The organism is Pseudomonas fluorescens, assembly GCF_019212185.1.
Classification (GTDB): domain Bacteria; phylum Pseudomonadota; class Gammaproteobacteria; order Pseudomonadales; family Pseudomonadaceae; genus Aquipseudomonas.
Genome location: NZ_CP078138.1, coordinates 6,083,173 through 6,104,594, shown reverse-complemented (window position 1 = coordinate 6,104,594; position 21,422 = coordinate 6,083,173). Strand labels below are relative to the sequence as shown.

General features: G+C 61.7%; 27 protein-coding genes. 10 read left to right on the top strand and 17 right to left on the bottom strand.

Annotation, left to right across the window (positions count from 1 at the left end):
* Positions 1-71: 71 nt before the first annotated feature.
* The 4 genes from KW062_RS27585 (at position 72) to trmB (ending at position 2,321) form a co-directional block, all read left to right on the top strand.
* Positions 72-452 (top strand): DUF423 domain-containing protein, encoded by a 381-nt coding sequence (locus tag KW062_RS27585; RefSeq protein ID WP_027616995.1) that lies wholly within the window; start codon positions 72-74, stop codon positions 450-452.
* Between the two features lie 71 nt (positions 453-523).
* Positions 524-724, top strand: a complete 201-nt coding sequence (thiS, locus tag KW062_RS27580; protein ID WP_051550480.1) for a sulfur carrier protein ThiS — start codon at positions 524-526, stop codon at positions 722-724.
* Positions 725-791: 67 nt separating this feature from the next.
* Positions 792-1,586 (top strand): thiazole synthase, encoded by a 795-nt coding sequence (locus KW062_RS27575; RefSeq protein WP_027616997.1) that lies wholly within the window; start codon positions 792-794, stop codon positions 1,584-1,586.
* A gap of 9 nt (positions 1,587-1,595) precedes the next feature.
* Positions 1,596-2,321, top strand: coding sequence for a tRNA (guanosine(46)-N7)-methyltransferase TrmB (gene trmB, locus KW062_RS27570; protein ID WP_027616998.1), 726 nt, complete (start codon positions 1,596-1,598; stop codon positions 2,319-2,321).
* A 69-nt stretch (positions 2,322-2,390) separates the two neighbouring features.
* On the opposite strand, the gene KW062_RS27565 is transcribed toward trmB, so the two are convergent.
* From KW062_RS27565 to KW062_RS27525, 9 genes are all read right to left on the bottom strand, one after another.
* Positions 2,391-2,714 (bottom strand): DUF3392 domain-containing protein, encoded by a 324-nt coding sequence (locus KW062_RS27565; RefSeq protein WP_027616999.1) that lies wholly within the window; start codon positions 2,712-2,714, stop codon positions 2,391-2,393.
* A gap of 22 nt (positions 2,715-2,736) precedes the next feature.
* Positions 2,737-3,942, bottom strand: coding sequence for a radical SAM family heme chaperone HemW (gene hemW, locus KW062_RS27560; protein ID WP_027617000.1), 1,206 nt, complete (start codon positions 3,940-3,942; stop codon positions 2,737-2,739).
* Positions 3,939-4,535, bottom strand: coding sequence for an RdgB/HAM1 family non-canonical purine NTP pyrophosphatase (rdgB, locus tag KW062_RS27555; RefSeq protein WP_027617001.1), 597 nt, complete (start codon positions 4,533-4,535; stop codon positions 3,939-3,941). Before rdgB ends, hemW begins: the two co-directional genes overlap by 4 nt.
* Positions 4,532-4,966 (bottom strand): DUF4426 domain-containing protein, encoded by a 435-nt coding sequence (locus tag KW062_RS27550; protein ID WP_105753702.1) that lies wholly within the window; start codon positions 4,964-4,966, stop codon positions 4,532-4,534. The genes rdgB and KW062_RS27550 overlap by 4 nt, the downstream gene beginning before the upstream one ends.
* 24 nt (positions 4,967-4,990) lie before the next feature.
* Complete coding sequence (gene metW / locus KW062_RS27545) at positions 4,991-5,611, bottom strand: methionine biosynthesis protein MetW (RefSeq protein ID WP_027617003.1); 621 nt, start codon at positions 5,609-5,611, stop codon at positions 4,991-4,993.
* A 7-nt stretch (positions 5,612-5,618) separates the two neighbouring features.
* On the bottom strand, positions 5,619-6,758 hold the full coding sequence (gene metX / locus KW062_RS27540; protein ID WP_027617004.1) for a homoserine O-succinyltransferase MetX: 1,140 nt from the start codon (positions 6,756-6,758) through the stop codon (positions 5,619-5,621).
* A 184-nt stretch (positions 6,759-6,942) separates the two neighbouring features.
* Positions 6,943-7,533: a YggT family protein gene (locus KW062_RS27535; protein WP_027617005.1), complete on the bottom strand. Its 591-nt coding sequence runs from the start codon at positions 7,531-7,533 to the stop codon at positions 6,943-6,945.
* Positions 7,534-7,544: 11 nt separating this feature from the next.
* Entirely contained in the window at positions 7,545-8,363 is an 819-nt protein-coding gene (gene proC, locus KW062_RS27530) for a pyrroline-5-carboxylate reductase (protein WP_027617006.1), read from the bottom strand.
* A gap of 52 nt (positions 8,364-8,415) precedes the next feature.
* Positions 8,416-9,108 (bottom strand): YggS family pyridoxal phosphate-dependent enzyme, encoded by a 693-nt coding sequence (locus tag KW062_RS27525; protein ID WP_027617007.1) that lies wholly within the window; start codon positions 9,106-9,108, stop codon positions 8,416-8,418.
* 56 nt (positions 9,109-9,164) lie between these two features.
* Here KW062_RS27525 and KW062_RS27520 point away from each other — a divergent pair, with 56 nt between their 5' ends.
* Positions 9,165-10,199 (top strand): type IV pilus twitching motility protein PilT, encoded by a 1,035-nt coding sequence (locus KW062_RS27520; protein ID WP_105753703.1) that lies wholly within the window; start codon positions 9,165-9,167, stop codon positions 10,197-10,199.
* Positions 10,200-10,242: 43 nt separating this feature from the next.
* Here the strand turns inward: KW062_RS27520 and KW062_RS27515 are convergent, their stop codons facing one another.
* On the bottom strand, positions 10,243-10,863 hold the full coding sequence (locus KW062_RS27515; RefSeq protein WP_027617009.1) for a C40 family peptidase: 621 nt from the start codon (positions 10,861-10,863) through the stop codon (positions 10,243-10,245).
* Between the two features lie 251 nt (positions 10,864-11,114).
* Here KW062_RS27515 and KW062_RS27510 point away from each other — a divergent pair, with 251 nt between their 5' ends.
* On the top strand, positions 11,115-11,546 hold the full coding sequence (locus KW062_RS27510) for an NINE protein (RefSeq protein WP_105753704.1): 432 nt from the start codon (positions 11,115-11,117) through the stop codon (positions 11,544-11,546).
* A 69-nt stretch (positions 11,547-11,615) separates the two neighbouring features.
* On the opposite strand, the gene KW062_RS27505 is transcribed toward KW062_RS27510, so the two are convergent.
* The 7 genes from KW062_RS27505 to gshB all read right to left on the bottom strand — a co-directional run bounded on the left by KW062_RS27505 (position 11,616) and on the right by gshB (position 17,682).
* Positions 11,616-12,887, bottom strand: coding sequence for a dihydroorotase (locus KW062_RS27505; RefSeq protein WP_027617011.1), 1,272 nt, complete (start codon positions 12,885-12,887; stop codon positions 11,616-11,618).
* Positions 12,884-13,888 (bottom strand): aspartate carbamoyltransferase catalytic subunit, encoded by a 1,005-nt coding sequence (locus tag KW062_RS27500; protein ID WP_027617012.1) that lies wholly within the window; start codon positions 13,886-13,888, stop codon positions 12,884-12,886. Before KW062_RS27500 ends, KW062_RS27505 begins: the two co-directional genes overlap by 4 nt.
* A gap of 27 nt (positions 13,889-13,915) precedes the next feature.
* Positions 13,916-14,419, bottom strand: a complete 504-nt coding sequence (gene pyrR, locus KW062_RS27495) for a bifunctional pyr operon transcriptional regulator/uracil phosphoribosyltransferase PyrR (RefSeq protein WP_027617013.1) — start codon at positions 14,417-14,419, stop codon at positions 13,916-13,918.
* A 90-nt stretch (positions 14,420-14,509) separates the two neighbouring features.
* Positions 14,510-14,947 (bottom strand): Holliday junction resolvase RuvX, encoded by a 438-nt coding sequence (gene ruvX / locus KW062_RS27490; protein WP_027617014.1) that lies wholly within the window; start codon positions 14,945-14,947, stop codon positions 14,510-14,512.
* The gene (locus KW062_RS27485; RefSeq protein ID WP_027617015.1) at positions 14,947-15,519 is read right to left on the bottom strand and encodes a YqgE/AlgH family protein; all 573 of its coding nucleotides are present in this window, start codon (positions 15,517-15,519) and stop codon (positions 14,947-14,949) included. Before KW062_RS27485 ends, ruvX begins: the two co-directional genes overlap by 1 nt.
* A 232-nt stretch (positions 15,520-15,751) precedes the next feature.
* Complete coding sequence (locus KW062_RS27480) at positions 15,752-16,651, bottom strand: energy transducer TonB (RefSeq protein WP_105753705.1); 900 nt, start codon at positions 16,649-16,651, stop codon at positions 15,752-15,754.
* A 77-nt stretch (positions 16,652-16,728) separates the two neighbouring features.
* Complete coding sequence (gene gshB, locus KW062_RS27475) at positions 16,729-17,682, bottom strand: glutathione synthase (RefSeq protein WP_027617017.1); 954 nt, start codon at positions 17,680-17,682, stop codon at positions 16,729-16,731.
* A 250-nt stretch (positions 17,683-17,932) separates the two neighbouring features.
* Here gshB and pilG point away from each other — a divergent pair, with 250 nt between their 5' ends.
* From pilG to KW062_RS27455, 4 genes are read left to right on the top strand one after another with little or no spacing between them, the layout of a single operon-like run.
* A complete protein-coding gene (gene pilG / locus KW062_RS27470) occupies positions 17,933-18,337 on the top strand; it encodes a twitching motility response regulator PilG (protein WP_027617018.1) in 405 nt (134 codons plus the stop codon).
* Positions 18,338-18,394: 57 nt separating this feature from the next.
* A complete protein-coding gene (pilH, locus tag KW062_RS27465; RefSeq protein WP_027617019.1) occupies positions 18,395-18,760 on the top strand; it encodes a twitching motility response regulator PilH in 366 nt (121 codons plus the stop codon).
* Between the two features lie 10 nt (positions 18,761-18,770).
* A complete protein-coding gene (locus KW062_RS27460; protein ID WP_027617020.1) occupies positions 18,771-19,307 on the top strand; it encodes a chemotaxis protein CheW in 537 nt (178 codons plus the stop codon).
* A 44-nt stretch (positions 19,308-19,351) separates the two neighbouring features.
* The gene (locus KW062_RS27455; RefSeq protein ID WP_027617021.1) at positions 19,352-21,412 is read left to right on the top strand and encodes a methyl-accepting chemotaxis protein; all 2,061 of its coding nucleotides are present in this window, start codon (positions 19,352-19,354) and stop codon (positions 21,410-21,412) included.
* Positions 21,413-21,422 lie beyond the last annotated feature (10 nt).

Sequence of the window (21,422 nt, the reverse complement as noted above, 5' to 3'; positions counted from 1 at the left end):
GATGGCTTGGCCGAACCCGTCGAGCGGGCCATTATACAGACCCTGTTGATCGAGTCTGACTGGAGTTCTTCATGCTGCGTGGCTTTCTGATGCTGGCTGCTTTCTTCGGTTTCACCGGCGTTGCCCTGGGGGCCTTCGCCGCCCATGGCTTGAAGAGCCGCCTGACCCCTGAGTACCTGGCCATTTTCCACACCGGCGTCACCTATCAGTTAGTGCATGCGCTGGCATTGTTTGGCGTCGCGCTGCTGGCCACTCAGATGCAGGGTCGGTTGGTGGCCTGGGCCGGTATTTCGTTCAGCATCGGTATCCTGCTGTTCTCCGGCAGCCTGTACCTGCTGACCACCATCGGCATCGGCAAGCTTGGCATCATCACCCCGTTCGGTGGCCTGGCTTTCCTGATTGGCTGGCTGTGCCTGGGACTCGCCGCCTGGCGCCTGCAGGCGACCGCCTGACGCTTGTTACTGACCTTTAGGTCATGATCGGGCTAGAATGCTGGCCCCTAAAAATGATGGCGGCATTCGGCATGCGCATTCAGTTGAACGGCGAATCCCTTGAACTGCCCGACGGCGAGACCGTTGCGGGCCTACTGGTCCGTCTGGACCTGACCGGACGCCGTGTCGCGGTCGAGCGCAATCTGGACATCGTCCCGCGCAGCCAGCATGCAGACACCACCCTCACCGAAGGCGATTCGGTAGAAGTGGTGCACGCCATCGGCGGCGGCTGATCGTCCATCGCGACAGCCGCGCCCTACACGCATTGTGCAAGAACCTCACCCCCACAGAGGATTTCCGATGAGCAACGTTCGCAGCGACAAGCCCTTCGTCCTGGCCGGTCGTACGTACCAGTCGCGTTTGCTGGTAGGTACCGGCAAGTACCGTGACATGCAAGAAACCCGTTCGGCCATCGAAGCCTCGGGTGCCGAGATCGTCACCTTCGCCGTGCGCCGCACCAACCTCGGGCAGATCGAGGGCGAGCCGAACTTGCTCGAAGTGCTGTCGCCGGATCGCTACACCTTCCTGCCGAACACCGCCGGTTGCTACGACGCGATCGAGGCCGTGCGCACCTGCCGCCTGGCCCGTGAGCTGCTCGACGGCCATAACCTGGTGAAGCTGGAAGTGCTGGCGGACCAGAAAACCCTGTTCCCCAACGTGATCGAAACCCTCAAGGCCGCCGAAACCCTGGTCAAGGAAGGCTTCGACGTGATGGTCTACACCAGCGACGACCCTATTATCGCCCGGCAACTGGCGGAAATCGGCTGCATCGCGGTCATGCCACTGGCCGGCCTGATCGGCTCGGGCCTGGGTATCTGCAACCCGTACAACCTGCAGATCATCCTTGAAGAGGCGAAGATCCCGGTGTTGGTGGATGCGGGTGTGGGCACGGCTTCCGATGCCACCATCGCCATGGAACTGGGCTGCGACGCGGTGCTGATGAACTCGGCCCTCGCCCATGCACAGCAACCGATCATGATGGCCGAAGCCATGAAACACGCGATTGTTGCCGGTCGCCTGGCGTACCTGGCCGGACGCATGCCGAAAAAACTCTATGCCAGCGCCTCCTCGCCGCTGGATGGTCTGATCAAGTAAGAGCCATTGATGACTGAATCGAACGACACGCCTATCCAGACGGAAGAAGGCGAAGAGCGCCAACACCGCCGCATCAAGAGTTTCGTGATGCGCGCCGGGCGCATGACCGAAGGCCAGCAAAAGGGCCTGGAGCAGGGCACCCCGCTGTTCGTCCTGCCACTGGCCGACGCGCCGGTAGACTTCGACCAGGTGTTTGGCCGCTCGGCGCCACGCTCGCTGGAAATCGGTTTCGGCATGGGCCATTCGTTGCTGGAAATGGCCGCGGCTGCGCCTGAGCAGGACTTCATCGGTGTCGAAGTGCACCGTCCGGGTGTCGGTGCGCTGCTCAATGGCGTGCTGACCCAGGGCCTGACCAACCTGCGCGTCTACGATTGCGATGCGATCGAGGTGCTCAATCGTTGCGTGGCCGACAACAGCCTGGATCGCCTGATGCTGTTTTTCCCGGATCCGTGGCACAAGAGCCGCCACCACAAGCGCCGCATTGTTCAGGCCTCGTTCGCCGAGCTGGTGCGCAGCAAGTTGAAGGTCGGCGGTGTGCTGCACATGGCCACTGACTGGGAGCCGTACGCCGAGTACATGCTGGAAGTAATGAACGTCGCCCCTGGTTATCGCAACCTGGCTGAAGACGGCAAGTGCGTGCCGCGCCCGGCCGAACGCCCGATCACCAAGTTCGAACGCCGTGGTGAGCGGCTTGGGCATGGGGTGTGGGATTTGAAGTTCGAAAAACAGTCTTAAGCTGAGCACTGCAAAAACTGTGGGAGCGAGCCTGCTCGCTCCCACATTTGATTTAGGGCATGGTCGAGATCACCGCCGATCCGCCACCACCCCAATCAACACCAGCACCACCAACAACACCGGCGCCAGGCTGTAGTTGTTGAACTGGCTCAGGCCCTTGACGATCCACGGGGTGGCGTAGAGCAGGGCGGCGCCGCTGCCGATCACGCACAGCAACGACATCATCGGCACGCGCAAGGCTCCGGCGATGTTGCCCAAGCGCTGTTCGATCCAGCCTTTAAAGTCCGCGCCAAACAGCACCAGCAAACAACCCACCAGCGCCAAAGAGATTTCCGACAGGTTGCTGCGACTCCAGCGCGAGACAGTGGCGAGCAGGTCGAGTACCAAATCCATTCGTTTTCCCTTAGGTCTGAGATCAGATCAGAAAATTCTGCAGCAGGTCATTGAGGAACAGCTGTCCGCGCTCGGTAGCCGCCAGACGTGATGGTTCGACCCGCAACAAGCCACTTTGTTCGGCGTCGCGACGGCCTTCGGCAAGGCTGTCCAGGGGCATGCCGGTGCGCTCCGGGTACAGCCTGGCCTCGACCCCGTCCGTCAGACGCAGGGCGTTCATCAAAAACTCGAACGGCATTTCCTCGTCACCCAGGGCCTTTTCGCCAGCCTTGAAGCTTTTCGCCGGGTTCAGGTAGTCCTTGGGCAGGCGGGTCTTCCAGGTGCGAAGGATGCGTCCGTCCGGGTGACTGAGCTTGCCATGGGCGCCGGCGCCAATGCCGATAAAGTCACCAAAACTCCAGTAATTGAGGTTATGCCGCGCTGCCCGGTCGGGCTGGGCGTAGGCCGAGACTTCGTATTGGGCGTAACCGTGTTCGGCCAACAGCGCTTGCCCGGCTTCCTGAATGTCCCAAAGTGTGTCGTCTTCCGGCAGGGTTGGCGGCTGGTTCCAGAACACCGTGTTGGGTTCCAGGGTCAGTTGATACCAGGACAAATGAGTCGGCTTCAGCGCGATAGCTTGGCGCAGGTCGTCCAGGGCGTCTTCCAGGGACTGGTCAGGCAGGCCGTGCATCAGGTCCAGATTGAAGTTGTCGAACCCGGCCTGGCGCGCCATACCGGCGGCGCGGATGGCCTCGTCGCCATTGTGGATGCGTCCCAGGGCCTTGAGTTTTTCCTGCTGGAAGCTCTGGATGCCGATCGACAAACGATTGATTCCCAGGGCGCGGTAAGCGACGAACTTCTCTTGCTCGAAAGTGCCCGGATTGGCTTCCAGGGTGATTTCGATGTCGCTGGCGAACGGGATGCGCTGTTCCACGCCCTTGAGCAGGCGACCCAGTGCGGGGGCGCTGAACAGGCTGGGGGTGCCACCGCCGAAGAAGATCGAGCTTAGCTCCCGGCCGTACACCGCGTGCAGGTCCTGGTCGAGGTCAGCAAGCAGGGCGTCGACATACTCCTCCTCCGGCAGCTCTGGGCTGGCGGTGTGGGAGTTGAAGTCGCAATACGGGCATTTGCGTACGCACCACGGGATGTGGATGTACAGCGCCAGGGGCGGCAGCGATGGCAACGAGCCCCGGGACGAAGGTGCGGCGCCACCGAAAATCAGCGGCGACGCGGGAGAGTCGTGGGTCATTTCAGGCCCAGACGCTGGCGCAGCAGAACCATTGCGCGGGCGCGGTGGCTGATCTGGTTTTTGTCGGCCGGACTCAGTTCGGCGCTCGAGCAGTTACGCTCCGGTACCCAGAACAGCGGATCGTAGCCAAAGCCGTGCTCGCCGCTGGCCTGGGTCAGCATACGGCCGTGCCACAGGCCTTCGCAGAGAATCGGCAGCGGGTCGTCAGCGTGTCGTACCAGTGCCAGCACGCAGACGAACTGGGCGCCACGCTCGGCCTCCGGGACGTCCTTGAGCACGTCGAGCAGCTTGGCGTTGTTCGCCGCATCGCCCTGGCCATCGGCATAACGTGCCGAGTAGATGCCCGGGGCGCCGCCAAGGAAGTCCACCGCCAGACCCGAGTCGTCGGCCAACGCCGGCAAACCGGAGATGCGCGCGGCATTGCGCGCCTTGAGGATGGCGTTCTCGACGAACGACAGGCCGGTTTCTTCAGGCTCGACCTGGCTGAACTCGCCGATCGAGCGCAGTTGCACCGAGTCGCCGAGCATGGCCTGGAGTTCCTTGAGTTTGCCGGCGTTATGGCTGGCCAATACGAGTTGCGGGAAATTGATCATTCGCCGGGAAAGAGCTCTTGGTTGAAATTGATGGTGTTGATCGCGTCACCGGTCTGCACCTTGATCTCGAAGGTGCGGGTCTCCTGCTGTTCAACCGGATATTGGGCAATGTAGTAGATCGCCCCTTGCTCAGTGATCTGCTTGAAGTTCAGCGGTACGCTTTTGCTGGTCAGGTCCTTGACGCTGCCGCTGACATTGGCGACCTGTGGCTTACCGGCCTTGAGCACCGAGACGTTGATCACGCCCTGGTTCTTGCTTCGGATCAGCTCGGCCGCCTTGGCAATATCCGGCTGGATGTACGTCGAATTAAAGGTGTTGTAGTGCACCGTGACGTCGCCGAAGGTTTCCTGGCGTTCGCCCTTGATCACATCGGCGGCCATGGCACCGATGCTCAGGCAGGCCGTTAAGACAAACAGCGCAAGACGACTCATGATCGTTCTCCTCGAATAACAGGGTTAAACCGCTACCTGGTGATCCTGAAGGCCAGGACTGCTGACCCGGTAGATGCCAATCTCACCTAATAGATTAGGCCATAGCTTACTGGCCCACCCGTGGCGGTGTTGTTGATCGACAGCAAGTCTATCGATGACCTTGGCTTGCCGTTCGCTGCATAGCGCTTCGAAATCCTCGAAGGTGCAGAAGTGAATGTTCGGCGTGTTGTACCAGGTGTAGGGCAGGAACTCCGACACCGGCATCCGGCCCTTGCTGGCCAAGTACCAGCGGCAGCGCCAGTGACCGAAGTTGGGGAAGGTGATGATGCACTGGCGCCCGACCCGCAGCATTTCGTCGAGGATCTTGTCAGGGTAATGCACGGCCTGCAGGGCCTGGGTCATGACCACGATGTCGAAGCTGTTGCTGGCAAAGTTGCCCAGGCCCTTGTCCAGGTCCTGCTCGATGACGTTGATGCCCTTGGCCACGCACTCGGCGATGTTGTCCGGGTCATTCTCCAGGCCGTAGCCGGTGACTTGCTTGTGGTCGCGCAGCCAGGTCAGCAGCTCGCCATCGCCGCAACCGAGGTCGAGCACGCGGCTGCCGGCGGGGATCCATTCCTGGATGATTTCCAGATCAGCTCTCATGGCTTTCTCACACCGTAATCCGCTTCATGTAATTGCTGAACGCCTGCAGGTAGCGCGGGATCGGAATCAGGAAGGCGTCGTGGCCTTGCGGAGCGTCGATCTCGAGGTAGCACACGTCTTTTTGAGCCGCCATAAGCGCGTCCACCAGCTCGCGCGAACGCGCCGGGGAGAAGCGCCAGTCAGTGGTGAACGACATCACGCAGAACTTGGCCTTGGCGCCGGCAAAGGTTTTCGCCAGGTTATCGTCGAAGTTCGCCGCTGGATCGAAGTAATCCAGTGCCTTGGTCATCAGCAGGTAAGTGTTGGCGTCGAAACGCCCGGAGAACTCCTCGCCCTGATAACGCAGGTAGCTCTCGACCTGGAACTCGACGCTGTGGAAGTCGTAGTTGAGCTTTTCGCTCTTGAGGCCACGGCCGAATTTCTCACCCATCGAATCGTCCGACAGGTAAGTGATGTGTCCGACCATGCGCGCCAGCATCAGGCCACGCTTGGGAATGACCCCGGCCTCCTGGAACGAGCCGCCATGGAACTCCGGATCGGTCAGGATCGCCTGGCGTGCCACTTCGTTGAAGGCGATGTTCTGCGCCGACAGCTTGGGAGCCGAGGCAATGGCCAGACAATGGCGGATGCGATCCGGGTAGGTGATGCTCCATTGCATGGCCTGCATGCCGCCAAGGCTGCCACCGATCACCGCGGCCCACTGCTGGATGCCGAGGCGCTCGGCCAGGCGCGCCTGACTGTGGACCCAGTCTTCGACGGTCAATACCGGGAACTCGGCGCCAAACGGCTTGCCGGTCTCCGGGTTGATGCTGCTGGGGCCGGTCGAACCATTGCAGCCGCCGAGGTTGTTCAGGCTGACCACGAAGAAGCGATTGGTATCGATCGGCTTGCCGGGGCCGATGCAGCTGTCCCACCAACCCGGTTTGCGATCGTCGGGGCTGTGGTAACCGGCCGCGTGGTGGTGACCGGACAGGGCGTGGCAGATCAGCACGGCGTTGCTCGCCGTGGCGTTCAGCGTGCCGTAGGTTTCGTAGATCAGGTCATAGGCTGACAGGGAGCGGCCGCAGGCAAGGGCCAGGGGCTCGCTGAAGTGCGCCACTTGGGGCGTCACCAGACCAACAGAATCGGCGGGAAAGGCAGTTGGCATCGACCCTGCTCTCGTTGAAATGAGGCGTAAGTCTAAAGACCGCTGTGGCTAGCGGCAAGCGAAGGGCGGGGGGGATTTTGTGCAGTTGGATTGGGGGTGTTGCCTTCGCGAGCAGGCGCGCTCCTACAAGTACGATATATACCTGTAGAAGCGAGCCTGCTCGCGAGAGGGCAGACGCGGTCTATCAGATCAACAGACGCAGGATCTCCGGCATCATGGTCATCGCCGCAAGGTTGTTGATCACCAGCATGTCGATCAACTTCAGCACCATGAACGCCAGGATCGGCGAAATATCCAGGCCGCCGAGGTTCGGCAGGATCTTGCGGAACGGCGCCAGGGCTGGCTCGCAGATCTGATTGACCAATTCCGCGCCCGGGTTGTGGCTGCCCGGTGCGACCCACGACAGGATCACGCTGATGATCAGGGCGTAGAAGAAGATGTTCAGGAACAGCGCCGTGACTCCGATGATCGACCAGATCAGCAGTTGCAGCGGGTTACCGGTAGTGCCGTAGGTCAGCAGCAGGGTCAGGGCCATCAACGCCAACTGCACCAGAATCGCCAGTACCAGCGACGACAGGTCGAGGCCAAATAGGCTCGGGATGACCCGGCGCAGCGGCTTGAGCAGCGGCTGGGTGGCCTTGACCGCGAATTGGCACAGCGGGTTGTAGAAATTCGCCCGCACCAGTTGCAGGACGAAGCGCAGCAGGACGATCAGCAGGTAGAGGCTGCCAAGGGTTTGCAGCACATAGACCGCTGCAGTGTTCAATCCAATCATGTATGGCTCCTTTATTGACCCAATTGCTCAGCCATCTCGGCCGAGCGGTGTGCGGCGGCACCCAGTGCTTTTTCCACCAGGGCTTCGAAGCCGTCGGCCTGGAAGGACTTGATCGCCGCTTCAGTAGTGCCGGCAGGCGAGGTGACACGGCGGCGCAGTTCGGCGGCGTCGACGTCGCTGGCAACGGCCATGTGTGCCGCACCGAGGGCAGTTTGCAGGGTCAGTTGCGCTGCGGTTTCACGCGGCAGGCCGAGCTTTTCTCCGGCTGCGGTCATGGCTTCGATCAGCAGGAAGAAGTACGCCGGACCACTGCCGGAAACGGCGGTGACGGCATCCAGTTGCTGTTCTTCGTCGAGCCACAGGGCGATGCCCACAGCTGACAGCAGTTCCTCGGCCTGCTGGCGTTGCTCGGCGCTGACCTGGGCGGTGGCGTACAGGCCGCTCACACCCTGACGCAGCAGTGCCGGGGTGTTGGGCATGCAGCGCACGATGGGTTGCGCGCCCAGCCAGTTGTTCATGCTGGCGCAGGTGATGCCAGCGGCAATCGAAACCACCAATTGGCCCGGCTGCAGGTGCGGGCGAATCGCCTCGCAGACCACTTTCATCGCCTGCGGCTTGACCGCCAGGACCACCACATCGGCGCCCTGGATGGCGTCGGCGTTATCGGCGAACACTTCAATGCCGTGCTCGGCGCTGACTCGTGCACGGGTCTCGGCGCCTGGGTCACTGGCGCGGATCTGCGCGGCTTCAAGGCCCTTGGCCCGCAGGCCGCCGATCAGGCTGGCAGCCATGTTTCCGGCACCGATAAAGGCAATACGCGTCTTGCTCATGTCAGGTCCTTATTAAGTAGATATCAGCCAGGGTTGATGGCTGGCCATGTATTTAGGGGTAGTTGCGGGCACCGAACAGGGCCGTACCGATACGTACCCAGGTCGCGCCCTGGGCAATGGCCGACTCGAGGTCGTGGCTCATGCCCATGGACAGTGTGTCGAGCGGCAGCTTGAGGCTGGCCTGCAGGCTCTGGTTCAGCTCGCGCACGGCGGCAAACGCAGCGTCCTGTTCGGCGCGATCGTCGGTGGGCTCGGGGATCGCCATCAAACCGCGCAACACCAGGCGCGGCAGGGCGCTGATGGCGCTGGCCAGGGCCGGCAGGTCGGCGGGGGTGCAGCCGGACTTGCTGGCCTCGCCACTGACGTTGACCTGGATGCAGATGTTCAGCGGCGGCAGATCGGCAGGGCGTTGTTCGGACAGGCGCTGAGCGATTTTCAAGCGATCCACGGAGTGCACCCAAGCGAAGTGCTCGGCGATAGCACGCGTCTTGTTCGATTGAATGGGGCCGATGAAGTGCCAACTCAAGGGCAGATCGGTCAACTCGAGCTGCTTGCCGAGGGCTTCCTGCAGGTAGTTCTCGCCGAAATCCCGGACCCCGGCAGCAAAGGCTTCACGCACGGCCTCGGCTGGTTTGGTCTTGCTCACGGCGAGCAGTTGGACACTGTCTGCGGCGCGCTGGCTGGCCTGTTCGGCCGCACGGATGCGCGCGGCTACCTGTGAGATGTTGTCTGCTATCGTGGACATTCAAGGGACGCCGGCAGTCTGAGGTTCGCGGCATTCTACTGGAATTGAGGGGTGCGATGGATATCACTGAGCTACTGGCCTTCAGCGTCAAACAAGGCGCTTCGGACTTGCACCTGTCCACCGGCTTGCCACCGATGATCCGGGTCGACGGTGACGTGCGACGGATCAACCTTCCGGCGCAGGACGCCAGCCAGGTCAATGCGTTTATCCACCGCGTCATGAACGATCAGCAGCGGACGCAGTTCGCCCAGGCCCTGGAACTGGATTTTTCCTTCGAGACAGCAGGTATTGCCCGTTTTCGGGTCAATGCCTTCCAACAGCATCGTGGGCCAGGTGCGGTATTTCGCACCGTCGCCAGCAAAGTGCCGAGCCTGGCGGACTTGGGTCTGGCGGATGTGTTTCGGCGTATTGCCGAGACTTCGCGGGGCCTGGTGCTGGTGACCGGGCCGACCGGTTGCGGCAAGTCGACGACTCTGGCGGCGATGGTCGATCACCTCAACAGTCACCGGCACCAGCACATCCTGACCATTGAGGACCCCATCGAGTTTATCCACGAGCCGCGCAAATGCCTGATCAATCAGCGTGAAGTGCAGCGCGACACCCACAGCTTCGCCACGGCGCTGCGCTCGGCCCTGCGTGAAGACCCGGATGTGATTCTGGTGGGGGAGTTGCGTGACCTGGAGAGCATTCGCCTGGCAATGACTGCGGCCGAGACCGGGCATCTGGTATTTGCCACCTTGCATACGGGGTCGGCAGCGAAAACCGTTGACCGGATCGTGGACGTCTTCCCCGGCGATGAGAAAGCCATGGCCCGCTCAATGCTCGCCGAGTCATTGCAGGCGGTGGTGTCCCAGGTGCTGGTGAAGAAGGTCGGCGGCGGTCGGGTCGCGGCGCACGAGATCATGCTGGGCACGCCGGCGATCCGTAATTTGATTCGCGAGGACAAGGTGGCGCAGATATATTCGTCGATCCAGACCGGCGGGGCGCTGGGCATGCAGACTCTGGACATGAGCCTGAAGTCGTTGCTCGGCAAAGGCTTGATCAGCCGTGAGCATGCGCGCGAACACGCGCGTTCGATGGAGGGATTCTGAAGGAGCGCGAGGGAGCAGGCTCCCTCGGTACGGCGGTGTCAGCTCAGCGCTGAACGATGCGCATGGTGTTCGGTTCTTTCGGCAGGACACGCTTGGCGACGACGTAGTTCTTTTCCCAGTACGGCTTTTTCAGGGTGTCGATGGTCACCGACTTGCCACGCCGTGGGGCGTGGATGAAACGGTCGTTACCCAGGTAGATGGCAACGTGATTCACCCGGCGGCTCTTGATGTTGAAGAAAATCAGGTCGCCGGGCTTGAGGTCCTTGCGATCGACTTTCACGCCGTGGCCCGCGGCCATGGCGTTGGAGGTGCGCGGCAGATCAACGGCGGCAACGTCGTTGAAGGCGTATTTCACCAGGCCGCTGCAATCAAAGCCTTTACTTGGGCTGCTGCCACCCCAACGATAAGGGGTGCCGAGCACATTCACCGCACGGCTCAGGACTTCGCTGCTCTGCTTGGCGGCCATCGGTGGTACCAGCGAGCTGTTGTTCTTGCTCAATACCGGGGTTTTTACGGCATGTTTGTTTTTGCTGGTAGCGGCAGAAACATGAGATTTAGGGGTGTAACCATTAACGTTCGGAAGACGTTGCTCACGATTGGTGGCGTGGGCGGCCAGTGGCAATAAAAGGCAAATGGTTAGCCATGTCTTGAAAAATGGACGCATTAGGCAGGGCTCTATATGGGGAAGCGCGCAACTTTATAACAGCTTTTTTGTCCTTTTCGGGGCCGTTGGTCGATTCCGGCAAGGATGAAAAAGCCCTCGGGCTGCGGCAAATTGGCTCGATTGTCAGACAGAAGTCAGGCGGTACGGGGCTTTGCGGGAAGTGTCGGACGATTGAACCACTTGTCGGCACGACACAAAAAAGTCACACAAGTCACAAAAATATTTATCTATCGAAGCAAATGAGGGAACCCATGAACACCTATCGGCAGGATGTTTCACCCCAGGACACTCACAGCAAGGTGATTGGCTACCTGCTGTGGATTTTCGGATTTACCGGTGCCCACCGCTTCTATTACGGCAAACCGGTGACCGGGACGATCTGGTTTTTTACCTTCGGCTTGCTGGGCATTGGCTGGTTGATCGACCTGTTCCTGATCCCGGCCATGGACCGGGAGGCGGACCTGCGTTTTACCGCTGGGCCAATTGAATACAACGTGGCCTGGATTCTGCTGACATTCCTCGGAGTGTTCGGCCTGCACCGGATGTACCAGGGCAAATGGATCAGCGGCTTGCTGTACCTGGTGACCGGCGGGCTGTTCTTTATGGGAGTGCTGTATGACTTCTGGACATTGAATGACCAGGTTTCGGTGCGTAATGCGCAGAAACGGGGTGCCTTTCAGTAAATGGCAGTCAGGTTCATTTGTAGGAGCTGGCTCCCGCTTGCGGCAAGCCAGCTCCTGCAGGTAACAGCTTTACGCCTGGTGACTGATCCGCCCATCCACCAGGGTGTAGCGCACCACGCCCGGCAGGCTGTGGCCGAGGAATGGGCAGTTTTCACCCTTCGACAGCCAGTTCTCACCGACCACGGTTGAGGCATTCGGGTCGAACACCACCAGGTCGGCCGGGGCGCCCACTGCCAGTTTGCCCGCTGGCAGGCGCAGGGCGTCAGCAGGACCAGCGCCGAGGCGTGCAAGCAGGGTCGGCAGATCGAGCAGGCCGTCTTCCACCAGGGTCATCGCCAGCGGCAGCAGCAGTTCAACGCTGCTGATGCCCGGTTCGGTGGCGCCGAACGGTGCCAGCTTGGCGTCACGCTCGTGGGGCTGGTGATGGCTGGAGATCGCCTGGATCACCCCGGATTTCACCGCAGCGCGCAGGCCTTCGCGGTCGGCGCGGGTGCGCAGCGGCGGCTGCACGTGGTACAGGCTGCTGAAGTCGATCAGCGCCTCGTCGGTGAGAATCAACTGATACAGCGCGACATCGGCGGTCACCTTCAGGCCCTTGGCCTGGGCCTGGGCGATCAGTGCGGCGCCACGGGCGCTGGTCAGTTGGCTGAAGTGTGCACGCACGCCGGTTTGTTCGACCAGCAGCAGATCCCGGGCCAGGGCCACGGTTTCCGCAGTTTCCGGAATCCCCGGCAAGCCGAGGAAGCTGGCGGTCGGGCCTTCGTGGGCCAGGCCACCTTCGGCCAGGTCGTGATCCTGGGAGTTGAAGATCACCGTCAGGTCGAAGGTCGCCGCGTAGTCCAGTGCCCGGCACAGGGTGCGGCTGTTGCGGAAGCTCTCCAGGCCATTGCCGAAGGCCACGCAGCCGGCATCGCGCAGCGCAACCAGTTCGGCCAGTTGTTCGCCTTCCAGGCCTTTGCTCAGGGCACCAATCGGGAACACCTTGGCATTGCCGGCTTCGCGGGCACGGTCGAGAATCAGTTCGGCAACGGCTGAGGTGTCCAGTACCGGTTTGGTGCGCGGCGGGCAGCACAGGCTGGTGACACCGCCAGCGGCGGCGGCACGGGTTTCACTGGCGATACTGCCTTTGCGGCTGTAGCCCGGCTCACGCAGGGCGACGTTGAGGTCGACCAGGCCGGGGGCGACCACCAGGCCCTGGGCCTCGATGGTCTGGGTGGCGACGAAACCGGCCGGTGCGGCGCCCAGGGCGACGATCTTGCAGGCTTCGATGTGGAGGTCGGTGGTTTGATCCAGGCCACTGCTTGGATCGATGACGCGGGCGCCGAGGATGCTGAGCTTCACTGCGCGTTCTCCTGCTCGAATTGGCGCTGGGCGGTCTGCCCACTCATGGCCATGGACAGCACAGCCATACGAATGGCGATCCCGTAGGTCACCTGATTGAGAATCACCGAATGCGGACCGTCGGCCACTGCCGATTCGATCTCCACGCCCCGGTTGATTGGTCCCGGGTGCATGACGATGGCATCCGGCTTGGCACCCGCGAGGCGCGCGGTGGTCAGGCCGAACAGGCGGTAGAACTCGCCTTCGCTCGGCAGCAGGCCACCGGTCATGCGTTCACGCTGCAGGCGCAGCATGATCACCACGTCGACGTCTTTCAGGCCTTCGGTCATGTCGGTGTAGACCTTCACGCCGTATTGCTCGATGCCGATCGGCAGCAGGGTTTTCGGCGCGATGACGCGGATGTCCGGGCAGCCGAGGGTTTTCAGCGCGAGCATGTTCGAGCGTGCTACCCGTGAATGCAGGATATCGCCGACGATGGCCACCGAGAGGTTCTCGAAGCTGCCTTTGTGGCGGCGGATGGTCAGCATGTCGAGCATGCCCTGGGTCGGGTGCGCGTGACGGCCGTCGCCGCCGTTGATAATCGCCACCTGCGGGCAGACATGCTCGGCGATGAAGTGCGCGGCGCCGGAGTCGCCGTGGCGCACGACGAACATGTCGGCGGCCATGGCTTCAAGGTTGCGCAGGGTATCGAGCAGGGTTTCGCCCTTGCTCGCCGACGACGTCGAGACGTTGAGGGTGATCACGTCCGCCGACAGCCGCTGGGCCGCCAGTTCAAAGGTGGTGCGGGTGCGGGTCGAGTTCTCGAAGAACACATTGCACACGGTCTTGCCGCGCAGCAACGGGACTTTTTTAACGGCCCGGGCACCGACTTCGAGGAACGAGTCGGCAGTGTCGAGGATTTCCGTCAGCAACTCGCGGCGCAGGCCGTCGAGGGAGAGGAAGTGGCGCAGCTGGCCCTGATCATTGAGCTGCAGCGGGCGCTTGGTATCTGGAGGCGTCATCGCGAAGGGGACTCTCAATAGGGCGGATTAAAGGGCGAGGTCTTGCAGTTCGAGCTTGAGTTCAGGGCCGGACAGCTTGACCCGCTCATGTGCGGCCAGGGCCAGGGTCGCGCCCACCACGTTGGGGCGGATCGGCAGTTCGCCAGCGTCGAGGTCAAGCAGGCAGACCAGGGTCACGCTGGCCGGGCGGCCATAGTCGAAGAGTTCGTTCATCGCGGCACGGATGGTTCGACCGCTCATCAGCACGTCGTCGATCAGCACCAGGTGCTGACCTTCGATCTCGAACGGCAGGGCCGAAGGGCGAACTTGCGGGTGCAGGCCATTCTGGCTGAAATCATCGCGGTAGAAGGACACGTCCAGGGTGCCGAGTGGCGCATCACTGCCCAGCTCATCGAGCAGGGCTTGAGCGACCCAGACGCCACCGGTGCGGATGCCGATATAGCGGGGTTCGCTGATATCACGCTGGGCCAGGTGCGCCTTGAGGCGGATCGCCATCTGGCTGATCAGATCGGCGGGATTGGGCAGGCTCATGGTTGCTCCTTCGATTTACCCCGGCGACCCTCCCGACGCAGCAGGAGGGATGCCTGGGTTTAAGCTAAAAGAAAAGCGCCGCGGCGCTTTTCAGGATTCAAACAAATGATGATTTTCGTCGAGCCAGCCCTGCAGTAGCAGTGCGGCGGCAATGGCGTCCACCGGGTTATCGCGGTAACTGCCTTTTTGACCGCCGCGCTGCAGCCGTTCGCCCTTGGCCTCGAACGTGGTCAGGCGCTCGTCATGGGTATAGAACGGCAGGTTGAAACGACCATTAAGGCGGCGGGCGAATTTCTCGGCCCGAGCGCACATCTCGCTCGGCGTGCCGTCCATGTTCAATGGCAGGCCGACCACAACGGCGTCGGGTTTCCATTCCTTGATCAGGGCTTCGACCTGATTCCAGTCGGGAACCCCGTTCTGCGCCTTCAAGGTGCACAGCTCGCGGGCCTGGCCGGTGATCACCTGGCCTACGGCGACGCCGATCTGTTTGGTGCCGTAATCGAAACCCAGGATCAGACGCATGGCCATCAGGCGTGTCCCGCCTGGCTGGTCAGCAGGCTGAGGTTGATGCCCAGATGCCGAGCCGCCGCCTCCAGGCGCAGTTCGCTGCTGGTGTTGAACAGGATATCGGTGTCGTAGGGGCAGGTCAGCCAGGCATTGTCGGCCAGTTCAGCCTCCAGTTGCCCGGCTTCCCAGCCGGCGTAGCCGAGGGCGATCAGGCTTTTTGCCGGGCCGACGCCGTCGGCGATGGCAAACAGCACATCCTGGGACGTGGACAGCGACAGGTCGCTTTCCAGATCGACGGTCGCCTGGAAGGTCTGGCCCGAGGGATGCAGGACAAAACCACGATCGTTTTGCACCGGCCCGCCGATGAAGATCGGCACGTGCTGGCACAGGGCAGGTGGTTCGATGTCTGGGCGCAATTGCTCGAGGATATCCGCCAGGCTCAGGTCCTGCGGGCGGTTGACCACCAGCCCCATGGCACCATTGGCCGTGTGCTCGACGATATAGGTCAAGGTGTGCGCAAAGTTCGGGTCGGCCATGTGGGGCATGGCAATCAGGAAGTGATGCTTGAGGTAGCTGGGGATGACGTTTTTCATGTGCGCTAGTGTGGCGGTGGAGGGACAAACTGACAAGCTGGGGATGCGCTGAGAATGATCCGATTCGCCTGTAGGAGCGAGCACTTGTTTGCGGCTTGCACCCTGAACGGTAGGCGCGGGCTTGCCCGCGAATGCGTTTTGCCAGGCGCTAGATGGATGGGGGCTGATGGCCCCTAAGCTGCGGTGCGACGATTCGACAAGCCAGCTCCTACAGGGGGTAGGGAACCCGATGTCAATTACTGGACAGTCGATCGCCCCGGGCGAATTTCCAGGTGCGGATGATTTCCAGGCGGTCGATATCCGACAGGTCACCGGTAAAAGGTGCAAAGGGGGCAGCCAGGCGCACGATGCGCTGGGCGGCCTGGTCGAGTAATGGCTGGCCGGAAGACTCCAGCACCAGCACTTCATACAGCGAGCCATCGCGATTGATCGAGACCATCAGGCGCAAGTTACCGTAGATCTGCTTGCGGCGTGCTTCGTCCGGGTAGTTCAGGTTGCCGATCCGCTCGACCTTCTTGCGCCACTCATCCTTGTACCAGGCGCCCTTGTCACGCATGGTCGAAGCGGCACTCAGGCGGTGGATGCGCGGGCGCTTGGCGTACAGCTGCTGTTCCTTGGCCAGCTCGGCTTCGAGGCTGGCGATGTCGCTGGACAGCTGCGAGCTATCGAAAGTCGGCGTCGCGGCCTTCGACGTAGGTGGCGCCTTGGTTTCTTCCTTCCTGGTCACGGCCTTTTTCGGTGCCGGGGCGACGGTGGTCACTGCCGCTTTCGGCGCAGCTTGCGGCACTGGCGGCTGAGCTGCGGGCGGTGGCGTGACTTTTTTCACCTCATTGTCCTGGAACGGCGCAATTTCGGTGGTCTTGGGCACTGCCTTTTTATCCAGAGTGCCGCTGCCTTGCTGGTTTTCCTGGGCGAGAAAATCGGCCTTTTTCGGCTTGGTTTCGCTCTTGAAGGTGGCGAGGGTGATTTCCAGGGTTTTGCTGATCTGTTTGGGTTCGGCAAAGGTAAAGCCCAGGCCGAGGATCAGCGCCAGGTGAATCAGCGCCGCGAGAAACAAGGTAAAACCGAGGCGATCGGCCGGGCGCACGCCGCGATGGGCGAGTTCAGGGGGCAGATCGGACGGAAGGGTCATGACAAGGAAACCAACATCGCGTTTTTCACAAGCCGCGCATGATAACGCAATGTTGGTCTCGCCTAGCGGGTTCTATATCAACGGGCTTTGAGCTTCTGATCGATGGCCGCCATCAACATTTCACCGATATTGGTGCCAAACGCATTGTCGATTTCACGAATGCAGGTCGGGCTGGTGACGTTGATTTCGGTCAGGTGCTCGCCAATCACGTCGAGGCCGACGAACAACAAGCCTTTTTCCCGCAGCGTCGGGCCGACCTGGGCGGCGATCCAGCGGTCCTTGTCGCTCAGTGGTCGGGCTTCACCGCGACCGCCTGCGGCCAGGTTGCCACGGGTTTCACCCTGCGCCGGGATGCGTGCCAGACAGTAGTCGACCGGCTCGCCGTCGATCATCAGGATGCGCTTGTCACCGTCCTTGATCGCTGGCAGGTAGGCCTGGCCCATGATCTGTTGGTTGCCGAGCGCGGTCAGGGTTTCGAGGATCACCGACAGGTTCGGGTCGCCGGCGCGATGACGGAATATCGAGGTGCCGCCCATGCCGTCCAGCGGCTTGAGAATCACGTCGCCGTGTTTGGCGGCGAATTCGCGCAGCACGTCGGCGCGGCGGCTGACCACGGTCGGTGGTGTGCATTGCGGAAACAGCGTGGCGAACAGCTTTTCATTGCAATCACGCAGGCTTTGCGGCTTGTTGACCACCAGCACGCCAGCGCGCTCAGCCTGTTCGAGCAGGTAGGTGGAGTAGACGAACTCCATATCGAAGGGCGGATCCTTGCGCATCAGGATCACGTCCAGGTCACTGAGCAGCGCGTCGCTTTCCTCGCCCAGCTCGAACCATTTCTGCGGGTCGGCAAACACTTTCAGTGGACGCATGCGCGCCCGGGCTTCGCCTTCGCCCTGGTACAAATCGTGCTGTTCCATATAGAACAGCTCCCAGCCACGTGCCTGGGCGGCCAGCAGCATGGCCAGCGAGCTATCCTTTTTATAGGAAATGCTGGCGATAGGGTCCATGACAATCCCGACGCGAACGCTCATGGGTTTTTCCTCGAAATGGTGGTAGCGCCTTTTCAGGGACAGAAAGGGCGTTGAAAAGTGGCGTCAGAGTGGCGCCCAGTGTGTTCCCGGTCAAGGAAAAACCACCGTGCCGACCGCCGGATAGATTGCACCGGGAGACTGTGCTAAAAAGGCTGCCATGTTGCGCTGACCCTTGAAGTTAAAGGCTTTCGAGCCACCGGAGCGGCGTAAACGGACAAACTGATTCGCTCAGGCGATGGTAAGAGCAGATATGCAACAGCAGTCCAACGCCTTGAAGGTCATGGTGATCGATGATTCGAAAACCATCCGCCGTACCGCCGAGACCATGTTGCTCAATGCCGGTTGCGAGGTGATCACCGCCATCGACGGTTTTGATGCCCTGGCCAAGATTGCCGACAATCATCCGGGGATCATCTTCGTCGACATCATGATGCCGCGTCTGGATGGTTATCAGACCTGCGCTTTAATCAAGAACAACAGTGCCTTCAAGTCCACGCCGGTGATCATGCTTTCATCGAGGGACGGCCTGTTCGACAAGGCCAAGGGGCGTATCGTCGGTTCCGATCAGTTTTTGACCAAACCCTTCAGCAAGGACGAATTGTTGAACGCAATCCGCGCCCATGTGCCGGGCTTTGCTGCCGACTCGCCGCTGTAGGACATGCACAGTGATGCCCGGCCAGCCGGCCTGGCGTCGACAAGAATGGGGAAGACCATGGCTCGTATTCTGATCGTCGATGATTCGCCGACCGAAATGTACAAATTGACCGGCATGCTGGAAAAACACGGCCATGAAGTGCTCAAGGCGGAAAACGGCGCCGACGGCGTGGCACTGGCGCGCCAGGAAAAACCCGACGCGGTCCTGATGGACATCGTCATGCCTGGCCTCAACGGCTTCCAAGCGACCCGGCAACTGACCAAGGACGCCGAAACCGGGCACATCCCGGTGATCATCATCACCACCAAGGATCAGGAGACCGACAAGGTCTGGGGCACACGCCAGGGCGCGCGCGACTACCTGACCAAACCGGTGGAAGAAGACACCCTGATCAAGACCCTGAACGCCGTGCTGGCAGGCTGACGGCCACGCCATGGCCGAGTCGCTGACAGCATTCGAGTTGCTGCTGCAGATTGACCAGCGCTGCCGTTTACTGGCGGCGGACCTGCCGTCCCGTCCCACCCGCAATCACGGCTGGAGCGGCATCGGTTTTCGCCTGGGCGAGCGCTGGTACGTGGCGCCCATGGGCGAGGTCAGTGAAATCCTCCATGAGCCGCGCCTGACCCAGCTACCCGGGGTCAAGTCGTGGGTCAGGGGCGTGGCCAACCTGCGCGGGCGGCTGTTGCCGGTCATGGACCTGTGCGGCTTCCTCGGCGCCGAGTTGTCGGCGCAGCGACGGCAGCGTCGGGTGCTGGTGGTCGAGCATCAGGAAGTTTTTGTCGGCTTGATGGTTGATGAGGTGCTGGGCATGCAGCATTTCGATCAAGGCGGATTCCAGGCCGGCGCCGCAGACCCGGACGGGCCGGCAGGGGCTTTCATCAAGGGGCGCTTCGAGCGCGAGCAAAGCTGGCAGGTGTTTAGTCCGTTTGCCCTGGCGCAGTCCCAACGCTTCATGGACGTGGCGCTGTAACCCATGGTGGTTTCAGCCGCATGTGGATCAACAGGCGAGAATCGATGAACAAAGCAAACGCAGGCACCTCCACCGACGGCACGCGCAGTCGCTCGCAGATCATTGCGCTGTTCATCGCCTTGATCGTGTTCATCGTGCTGTTGTTCGCCAACTTTGCCTACCTCAACACCCAGGCCTCCCACGACAAGCAGTACATCGGCCATGCCGGCGAGTTGCGCGTGCTGTCCCAGCGCATCGCCAAGAACGCCACCGAAGCCGCTGCCGGCAAGGCGGCCGCGTTCAAGTTGCTGAGTGATGCACGCAACGATTTTGCGCAACGTTGGGGGTACCTGAAAAAAGGCGATCCGGCGACCAACCTGCCGCCCGCACCGGCAGCCGTTCGACCGCAGATGCGCGCGGTGCAGCTCGATTGGGAGCGCCTGCTGAAAAACACCGACGCGATCCTGTCCAGCGAGCAGACCGTGCTGTCGCTGCACCAGGTGGCCGCGACACTGGCCGAGACCGTGCCGCAACTGCAGGTCGAGTATGAGAAAGTCGTCGAGATCCTGCTGCAGCGCGGCGCGCCGGCCGCCCAGGTGGCCATGGCCCAGCGCCAATCGTTGCTTGCCGAACGGATTCTCGGCGCGGTTAACACGGTGCTGGCCGGCGATGAAAATGCCCAGCAGGCCGCCGATGTCTTCGGCCGTGACGCGGCGCGCTTCGGCCAGGTGCTCAACGGCATGCTGCAGGGCAATCCGGCGCTGAAAATCAGTGAGGTCGAAGACCGTGATGCCCGCGCGCGGCTGACCGAGATTGCTGAGTTGTTCCAGTTCGTCTCCGGCTCGGTGGATGAAATTCTCGAAACTTCGCCGCAACTGTTCAAGGTCCGTGAGTCGGCGGGGAGTATTTTCAATCTCTCGCAGACCCTGCTGGAGGAGGCCTCTCATCTGGCCAGCGGCTTCGAGAACCTGGTGGGCGGGCGCTCCACCGATACCATCGGCGGTTATATTCTGGGCCTGCTGGCGCTGGCCTCGATCATCCTGATCGGGCTGGTGATGGTCCGCGAAACCAACCGCCAGTTGCGCGAAACCGCCGAGAAGAACGAGCGCAACCAGAACGCGATCATGCGCCTGCTCGACGAAATCGAAGACCTCGCCGATGGCGACCTGACCGTGACCGCCTCGGTGACCGAAGACTTCACCGGGACCATTGCCGACTCGATCAACTACTCGGTCGACCAGTTGCGCGATCTGGTCGCCACCATCAACCTCACTGCCGGTCAGGTGGCTGCCGCCGTGCAGGAAACCCAGGCCACGGCGATGCACCTGGCCCAGGCCTCGGAGCATCAGGCGCAGCAGATCTCCGAAGCCTCGACTTCGATCAACGAAATGGCCCAGTCCATCGATCAGGTTTCGGCCAACGCCGCGGAGTCTTCAGCGGTGGCCGAGCGCTCGGTGGAAATTGCCAACAAGGGCAACGAGGTGGTGCACAACACCATCCACGGCATGGACAACATCCGTGAGCAAATCCAGGACACCGCCAAGCGCATCAAGCGCCTGGGCGAGTCGTCCCAGGAAATCGGCGATATCGTCAGCCTGATTGACGACATTGCCGACCAGACCAACATTCTCGCCCTCAATGCTGCGATCCAGGCCTCGATGGCGGGAGACGCCGGGCGGGGCTTTGCGGTGGTGGCCGACGAGGTCCAGCGCCTGGCCGAACGTTCCTCGGCCGCCACGCGGCAGATCGAAACCCTGGTGCGGGCGATCCAGACCGACACTAATGAAGCCGTGATCTCGATGGAGCAGACCACCACCGAGGTGGTGCGCGGCGCGCGACTGGCGCAGGATGCCGGTGTGGCCCTGGAAGAAATCGAAGGCGTGTCGAAAACCCTCGCGGCGTTGATCCAGAGTATTTCCAACGCGGCGCAACAACAGACCTCTTCGGCCGGGCAGATTTCCTTGACGATGAACGTGATCCAGCAGATCACCACGCAAACCTCGTCGGGTTCCACCGCCACTGCCGAGAGCATTGGCAACCTGGCGAAAATGGCCAGCCAGTTGCGCCGCTCGGTGTCCGGTTTTACCTTGCCGGCGGCGCCAGCGCGCGGGGCTGAAAAGGTCTGAATGCGGGACT

What these genes read in the sequence shown, in the direction of transcription:
- KW062_RS27585 (WP_027616995.1), top strand. Translation starts at nt 72, where the DNA reads ATGCTGCGTGGCTTTCTGATGCTGGCTGCTTTCTTCGGTTTCACCGGC.
- thiS (WP_051550480.1), top strand. Translation starts at nt 524, where the DNA reads ATGCGCATTCAGTTGAACGGCGAATCCCTTGAACTGCCCGACGGCGAG.
- KW062_RS27575 (WP_027616997.1), top strand. Translation starts at nt 792, where the DNA reads ATGAGCAACGTTCGCAGCGACAAGCCCTTCGTCCTGGCCGGTCGTACG.
- trmB (WP_027616998.1), top strand. Translation starts at nt 1,596, where the DNA reads ATGACTGAATCGAACGACACGCCTATCCAGACGGAAGAAGGCGAAGAG.
- KW062_RS27565 (WP_027616999.1), bottom strand. Translation starts at nt 2,714, where the DNA reads ATGGATTTGGTACTCGACCTGCTCGCCACTGTCTCGCGCTGGAGTCGC.
- hemW (WP_027617000.1), bottom strand. Translation starts at nt 3,942, where the DNA reads ATGACCCACGACTCTCCCGCGTCGCCGCTGATTTTCGGTGGCGCCGCA.
- rdgB (WP_027617001.1), bottom strand. Translation starts at nt 4,535, where the DNA reads ATGATCAATTTCCCGCAACTCGTATTGGCCAGCCATAACGCCGGCAAA.
- KW062_RS27550 (WP_105753702.1), bottom strand. Translation starts at nt 4,966, where the DNA reads ATGAGTCGTCTTGCGCTGTTTGTCTTAACGGCCTGCCTGAGCATCGGT.
- metW (WP_027617003.1), bottom strand. Translation starts at nt 5,611, where the DNA reads ATGAGAGCTGATCTGGAAATCATCCAGGAATGGATCCCCGCCGGCAGC.
- metX (WP_027617004.1), bottom strand. Translation starts at nt 6,758, where the DNA reads ATGCCAACTGCCTTTCCCGCCGATTCTGTTGGTCTGGTGACGCCCCAA.
- KW062_RS27535 (WP_027617005.1), bottom strand. Translation starts at nt 7,533, where the DNA reads ATGATTGGATTGAACACTGCAGCGGTCTATGTGCTGCAAACCCTTGGC.
- proC (WP_027617006.1), bottom strand. Translation starts at nt 8,363, where the DNA reads ATGAGCAAGACGCGTATTGCCTTTATCGGTGCCGGAAACATGGCTGCC.
- KW062_RS27525 (WP_027617007.1), bottom strand. Translation starts at nt 9,108, where the DNA reads ATGTCCACGATAGCAGACAACATCTCACAGGTAGCCGCGCGCATCCGT.
- KW062_RS27520 (WP_105753703.1), top strand. Translation starts at nt 9,165, where the DNA reads ATGGATATCACTGAGCTACTGGCCTTCAGCGTCAAACAAGGCGCTTCG.
- KW062_RS27515 (WP_027617009.1), bottom strand. Translation starts at nt 10,863, where the DNA reads ATGCGTCCATTTTTCAAGACATGGCTAACCATTTGCCTTTTATTGCCA.
- KW062_RS27510 (WP_105753704.1), top strand. Translation starts at nt 11,115, where the DNA reads ATGAACACCTATCGGCAGGATGTTTCACCCCAGGACACTCACAGCAAG.
- KW062_RS27500 (WP_027617012.1), bottom strand. Translation starts at nt 13,888, where the DNA reads ATGACGCCTCCAGATACCAAGCGCCCGCTGCAGCTCAATGATCAGGGC.
- pyrR (WP_027617013.1), bottom strand. Translation starts at nt 14,419, where the DNA reads ATGAGCCTGCCCAATCCCGCCGATCTGATCAGCCAGATGGCGATCCGC.
- ruvX (WP_027617014.1), bottom strand. Translation starts at nt 14,947, where the DNA reads ATGGCCATGCGTCTGATCCTGGGTTTCGATTACGGCACCAAACAGATC.
- KW062_RS27485 (WP_027617015.1), bottom strand. Translation starts at nt 15,519, where the DNA reads ATGAAAAACGTCATCCCCAGCTACCTCAAGCATCACTTCCTGATTGCC.
- KW062_RS27480 (WP_105753705.1), bottom strand. Translation starts at nt 16,651, where the DNA reads ATGACCCTTCCGTCCGATCTGCCCCCTGAACTCGCCCATCGCGGCGTG.
- gshB (WP_027617017.1), bottom strand. Translation starts at nt 17,682, where the DNA reads ATGAGCGTTCGCGTCGGGATTGTCATGGACCCTATCGCCAGCATTTCC.
- pilG (WP_027617018.1), top strand. Translation starts at nt 17,933, where the DNA reads ATGCAACAGCAGTCCAACGCCTTGAAGGTCATGGTGATCGATGATTCG.
- pilH (WP_027617019.1), top strand. Translation starts at nt 18,395, where the DNA reads ATGGCTCGTATTCTGATCGTCGATGATTCGCCGACCGAAATGTACAAA.
- KW062_RS27460 (WP_027617020.1), top strand. Translation starts at nt 18,771, where the DNA reads ATGGCCGAGTCGCTGACAGCATTCGAGTTGCTGCTGCAGATTGACCAG.
- KW062_RS27455 (WP_027617021.1), top strand. Translation starts at nt 19,352, where the DNA reads ATGAACAAAGCAAACGCAGGCACCTCCACCGACGGCACGCGCAGTCGC.